Origin of the sequence: Actinosynnema sp. NPDC059797 (genome assembly GCF_042732085.1) — a bacterium.
In the GTDB taxonomy this organism is placed as follows: Bacteria; Actinomycetota; Actinomycetes; order Mycobacteriales; family Pseudonocardiaceae; genus Actinosynnema.
In genome coordinates this window covers 1-5,387 of sequence record NZ_JBHWIE010000439.1, presented here as the reverse complement: position 1 = coordinate 5,387, position 5,387 = coordinate 1, and the positions used below count along the sequence as shown (strand labels likewise).

General features: G+C 73.7%; 6 protein-coding genes. All 6 read right to left on the bottom strand.

Translation table 11 applies throughout. The features are described 5' to 3' along the window. Positions 1-885: ABC transporter transmembrane domain-containing protein (locus ACFV4N_RS39290; protein WP_499677765.1), on the bottom strand; the 885-nt coding region annotated here is incomplete at its 3' end. 34 nt (positions 886-919) lie between these two features. Continuing rightward, positions 920-2,653, bottom strand: a complete 1,734-nt coding sequence (locus ACFV4N_RS39285; protein ID WP_499677764.1) for an ABC transporter ATP-binding protein/permease — start codon at positions 2,651-2,653, stop codon at positions 920-922. A 21-nt stretch (positions 2,654-2,674) separates the two neighbouring features. Further along, the gene (locus ACFV4N_RS39280) at positions 2,675-3,061 is read right to left on the bottom strand and encodes a VOC family protein (RefSeq protein ID WP_499677763.1); all 387 of its coding nucleotides are present in this window, start codon (positions 3,059-3,061) and stop codon (positions 2,675-2,677) included. Continuing rightward, entirely contained in the window at positions 3,058-3,213 is a 156-nt protein-coding gene (locus tag ACFV4N_RS39275; protein WP_344042741.1) for a type II toxin-antitoxin system CcdA family antitoxin, read from the bottom strand. The genes ACFV4N_RS39280 and ACFV4N_RS39275 overlap by 4 nt, the downstream gene beginning before the upstream one ends. A gap of 21 nt (positions 3,214-3,234) precedes the next feature. Continuing rightward, complete coding sequence (locus ACFV4N_RS39270) at positions 3,235-4,770, bottom strand: ABC transporter substrate-binding protein (RefSeq protein ID WP_499677762.1); 1,536 nt, start codon at positions 4,768-4,770, stop codon at positions 3,235-3,237. Positions 4,771-4,802: 32 nt separating this feature from the next. After that, positions 4,803-5,387 (bottom strand): ATP-binding cassette domain-containing protein (locus ACFV4N_RS39265; RefSeq protein ID WP_499677761.1); only part of this gene is annotated, 585 nt, incomplete at its 5' end.

Here is a 5,387-nt window from a genome sequence, read left to right as displayed (position 1 = left end):
GTCCAGCGAACCCCCGGTCACCAGGACCGCCGAGATGACTAGCACGACGGTGATGCCGGCGGCGGTGAGGGCGTCGGAGGCGACGGCCTCGACGCTGGAGCGGCGGGCGTAGGCCATCTGCCGGGACTGCAGCTCCCTGGTCCGCCGCCGCAGGCGTTCGAGGTAGTCCTCGCCCCGGCCGAACGCGACCAGCTCCCGCAGGCCCTGCACGCCGTCGATCACCTCGGCGCCCAGCGCGCCCAGCTCGCCGCGCAGCTCGGAGCCCTGCGCGTCGGCGCGGCGGGCCAGCCACACCGGCACGGTGGCCAGCAGGAGCAGGAACAGCAGCAGCGCCAGGGCCAGCCACGGGTCGATGAAGGCGATCGCCACCACCGCGCCGCCGGAGACGACCGCGGTGACCAGGTAGTCGGCGATCGTGTGGGCGTAGAACCACTCGATGGTCTCGACGTCGGACATCACGGTGGTGGCCAGGTCGCCGGTCCGGCGGCCGAGCAGGTAGCGGGGCGCGCGGCGTTCCAGGCCGTCGAACAGCCGCACCCGGAGGTCGGCGAGCAGCTGGTAGGCCAGGTCGTGGGCCACCCACATCTGCCACCACCGCGACAGGGCGGCCACGATCACGAAACCCAGCAGCCAGGGCAGCAGCGCGCGCAGCTCGTCGGCGGGCGCGCCGGTGACGGCGCTGCCGACCAGCCACGCACCGATCACCGCCGCGCCCACCACGGTCACGTGGTAGACCAGCCCGGACAGCACGGTCCAGGCGAACGTGCCGAGGTGGCCGCCGATCAGCGGGACCAGCGCGGCGACGGGCCGGGACGGTGTCGCCTCGTCGACGGGAGGCCGGTCGGCGGGGTCGGCCGCCGAGTCCGGTGCCGCGGTCAGGGTCATCGCTCGCTCCACTCCAGGGTTCGGCTCGGCCCGGTCAGTTGTCGGCGCTCTGCGCGGCGACCAGGCGCGCGTAATCGCCCCGGCGGCGCATCAGGTCGTCGTGCACGCCCACCTCGCGGATGCGGCTGTCGCCCAGCAGGATGATCTGCTCGGCGTCGCGCACGGTGGACAGGCGGTGCGCGACGACGAGCGTCGTGCGCCCCCGGGACGCCCGGCCCAGCGCCTGCTGGATCGCCGCCTCGCTCACGGAGTCCACGCTCGACGTGGCCTCGTCCAGCACGAGGATCGGCGCGTCCTTGAGCAGCGCCCGCGCGATGGCGATGCGCTGGCGCTGGCCGCCGGACAGGGTCAGCGCGCGCTCGCCCAGCTCCGTCCCGTAGCCGTCGGGCAGCGCCTCGATGAACTCGGCGGCGTTGGCGGCCAGCGCGGCGGCCCGCACCTCCTCGTCGGTGGCCTCGGGCTTGCCCAGCCGGATGTTGTCCGCGACCGTGCCGGTGAACAGGTAGGTGTCCTGGGACACGACCGCGATCAGCGACCGCAGGTCCTCCACGGGCAGGGCGCGGATGTCGTGGCCGTCGATGGTGATGCGGCCGTGCGACGGGTCGAAGTAGCGCATCAGCAGGCCCACCAGCGTGCTCTTGCCCGACCCGGACTCGCCGACGACGGCGACCGTGTGCCCCGGCTCGACGGTGAAGTCGATGTCCCGGACGGCCGGCACGTCGCGGCCCGGGTAGGTGAACGAGACGCCCTCGAAGGCCACCACCGGGCGCAGCGACCGCGCGTCGACGGCGGGGCCGTCGGGGCGGTCGCCGATCAGCGGCGGCGCGGTGAGCAGCTCGTCGATCTTCTTGGCCGCGGCGACGCCGAGGTAGCCCGCGTGCCAGTACTTCGACAGGTCGCCCAGCGGGCGGAAGCACTCGCGGCTGAGCAGCAGCAGGACCAGCAGGGTGAACAGGTCCAGGGAGCCGGAGGCGAAGCGCAGCACGCCGAGCGCGATGGCCAGCGCCGGGCCCGCCAGCAGGCCGAAGGTGGTGATGCCGCTGTCGAACAGCGACAGGCCCAGGTGCCGCATCGACGCCTTGTAGAGCTGGTGGGCGCGGGCGCCGAGGGTGTTGCGCTCCCGTTCGACCGCGTTGAAGCTCTTCAGCGTGGTCATGCCCTGCATGGCGTCGATGTAGTCGGCGTTGAGCCTGCCGAAGGCGCCCCAGTGCTCCGCGCCCGCCTTGCCCAGCGTGCGGTCCCACAGGCGCGGCAGCACCAGCACGACGAGCACGCACAGCGCGATGACCACGGCGGACAGCGGGTCGCGGGCGGCCAGGTAGACGAGGATGCCGGCGGGGCCCAGCAGGCACACCGCCACGGTGGGCAGGTAGCGGCTGTAGTAGGTCTCCAGCGATTCGACGCCGTCCACCAGCGTGGACTGCACGTCGCCGCTGCGCCGGTCGGTCAGGTAGCCCGGCCCCAGGGCGAGCAGCTTGGTGAACAGCCTGGCCCGGACGCGCAGCTTCACCGCGTGGGCGGTGCGCTGGGCCGCGATCTCGGAGGCGATCACCAGGCCCGCGCGCAGCAGCACGACCGCCGCGAGGGCGACCAGGGGCCACCGCACGCCGGCGAGGTCGGCGCCGGTCAGCAGCCTGGCGAAGACCAGGGCGGTCAGCAGGCCCTGGCCGACGTTCGCCAGGGTGATCAGCAGGCCCAGCGCGATGTTGACGCCCAGGTGGCCCCGGATGTCACCGGCGAGCGCGAGCAGTGCGCGGTGGAGCATCATGGCGGCTTCCCCCCGGCCGTGTCAGGTGTAGAGCTCTTCGTCGTGCTCGTTGACCTGGATGTGCGCGCCGTCCGGGTCCGCGAGCACCACGGACCGGCCGAACGACTCGTCGGCGATGCCCCGCACCGGTTCGTGCCCCGCTTGGGCGACCGCCTCGACGAGCTTCTCCAGGGGCTCGGTGGTGACGAAGCCGAGCATCACCACCCCCGGCCCCACGGGCTCGTCGGCCTCGGGCAGCGCGGGCGCCGGGCGCACCCGCGACTCGTGCAGGCCCAGGCGACCGCCGGGGCCCTCCAGCTCCACCCAGGCGCCGCTGCGGCTGCGGTTGCGCTCGACGAAGCCCAGCGCCGCGTAGAAGGCCAGCGAAGCGTCCACGTCGGACACGTAGACCACGGGCATCAGGATCATCGCGCACCTTCGGCGTCGAGCCGGCCCAGGTACTCCCGCAACGCGGTCTCCACCAGGCCGGACAAGGTCTGCCTGGTGTCGACCGCCGCGTGCTTCGCCTCTCGCACGAGGTCCTTCGGCAGGTACACGTTGAACTGCTGCCTCTCGGTCACGGTTACTAGCCTACTAGCATGCTAGCCCTCGTGCCAGGGATTCCGCGCGTCCACCGCGAGGAGCTTCGGGTCGGGCCGGTAGGCGTGGAAACCGGGCCCCGCCACCGCGTCGTTCGCGCGGAAGACGAGCACCGAGGCGTACCCGCGGTCGACCAGCAGGCGCTCGGCCCGCCGCAGCAGGTCGTCGCGGTCCGCGGGCGTGGCCGCCGCGCCCAGCCGGTCGACCAGCTCGTCCAGCTCGGCGTCCCGGACACCGCCGAAGTTCTGGCCGCCGACGCCGAACCAGTTCAGCAGGACCTGCCCCGGGTCGTTGCCCAGGCCCTCCATGCGCAGCGGGTTGACGTTGAGGTTCCACTCCTGCGGCCAGTCGGTGTTGTCGTAGTGCGCCTCGACCTGCCGCAGCTCCACGTCGAAGCCGACCTGGCGCAACTGGTCGCGCAGCAGCAAGCCGATCCGCTCGTAGGTGGGGTCCTCCGACCACAGGTAGGTGATCTTCAGCGGTGCGCCGCCGCGGACCCGGACGCCGTCGGGGCCCGCCTGCCAGCCCGCCGCGTCCAGCAGCCGCCCCGCCTCGGCCACGTCGGTGCGCTGGAGGGACTGGTGCCACGGCACGCTCCGGGGGTACAGGCCCTCGGCGCGCTCGGCCAGCCCGTCGGGCAGGTCCGCCGCGAGCCGGCCGTAGTCGACCGCCAGGAGGAAGGCCCGGCGCACCTCGGCCTGGTCGAACGGCGCCCGGTTCAGGTTGAGCTGGAGGCACGCCGCCTCGGTGGCGACCTCCGCGCGCACGTGGCGCAGCCGGTCGTCGCCGCGCACGACGTCCGCGACCCCGGTCGGCGGCCCGAGCGCGAGGTCCACCTCGCCCGCGCGCACCGCGCCCAGCCTGGCCTGCGCGTCGGCCACGCACCGCAGCTCGTACTCCTCGTACGGCGCGCGGTCGCCCCAGTAGTCGTCGAACCGGGTGGCGGTGATCCGGTCGCCCCGGACCCCGGTCGGGCGGTAGGGCCCGGTGTAGAGCCCGGCCTCGGCCGCCTTCTGCTCGTCGTCGCCCGCGCGCTCCAGCGCCTCCGCGTCGTGGACCGGGTAGGAGAAGATCGACGCCAGCGCGTTGGGCCCGGTGGCGGTGGGTTCGGCGGTGGTGAGGGTGAACTCCAGCGGTCCCGTCACCTCCACCCGGCCCTCGGTCACCGCGTCGGAGACGAACGAGTTCTCGGCGTGCCGCCGGATCCCGGCGACCACGGCGGCGGCGTCCACGTCGCGGCCGTTGTGGAACTTCACCCCCGGCCTCAGCTTGAACCGCCACGTGGTGTCGCCGTCACGGCTGAACGACTCGGCGAGCCAGGGTTCCAGCGAGCCGTCGGGTTTCGGCCTGACCAACAACTCCGCGAACCCATAGGACACCGTGGACAGGTTGGTGAAACCGCCGGGCCGGACGCTGCACACGGATTCCGCCGCGGCGACGCGCAAGGCCCGGGGCCGTTCGGTGGTCTGCTGCGGGGCCGCCGCGCAACCGGCCAGCAACGCGACCGTGAGCGGGGCCGCCAGGGCACGACGGGACAACACACCCTCCTGAGCTGGAAATGAAAACCATTTCAGCCGGAGTGTAGACCCGCTCCCCTTGCCGCGACAGGGTTTTCGACGACCTCACCGGCGTCGACCGGCTCGACCGCAAGACTGCGGTCCACCAGGCGCAGCACGCGGTCCGCCAGCACGTCGAGCACCGCGCCGTCGTGGCTCACCAGGACGATCGCCGTCCCGCCGTCCGCGACCGCGCGCAGCAGGTGCAGCACGCCCGCCGCCGTGGTGACGTCCAGCGCGCTGGTCGGCTCGTCGGCGAGCACCACGGCGGGTTCGGCCGCCAGCGCGCGGGCGATGGCCACGCGCTGGCACTGCCCGCCGGACAGCTCGGTCGGCCGCGCGTCGAGGTCGATCCCGGGCAGCCCGACCCGGTCGAGCAGGTCCCGCGCCCGGCCGCGGCGATCGGGCTCGCGCGGCATCGGCTCGCCCACGGTGCGCCAGATCGGCCACCTCGGGTCCAGGCTCGCCCGCGGGTGCTGGAAGACCGGCATGACGAAACCGGGGCGCGGGACGCGGCGGCGGCGCTTCACCCACGCGGGCCGCCCCGCGAACTCGACCTCGCCCGAGTCCGGCCGCTCCACCGCGGCCAGCAGGCGCAG

Excerpts from the sequence above, each read along its gene's own strand:
- ACFV4N_RS39280 (WP_499677763.1), bottom strand. The coding sequence starts at position 3,061 with ATGATCCTGATGCCCGTGGTCTACGTGTCCGACGTGGACGCTTCGCTG.
- ACFV4N_RS39285 (WP_499677764.1), bottom strand. The coding sequence starts at position 2,653 with ATGATGCTCCACCGCGCACTGCTCGCGCTCGCCGGTGACATCCGGGGC.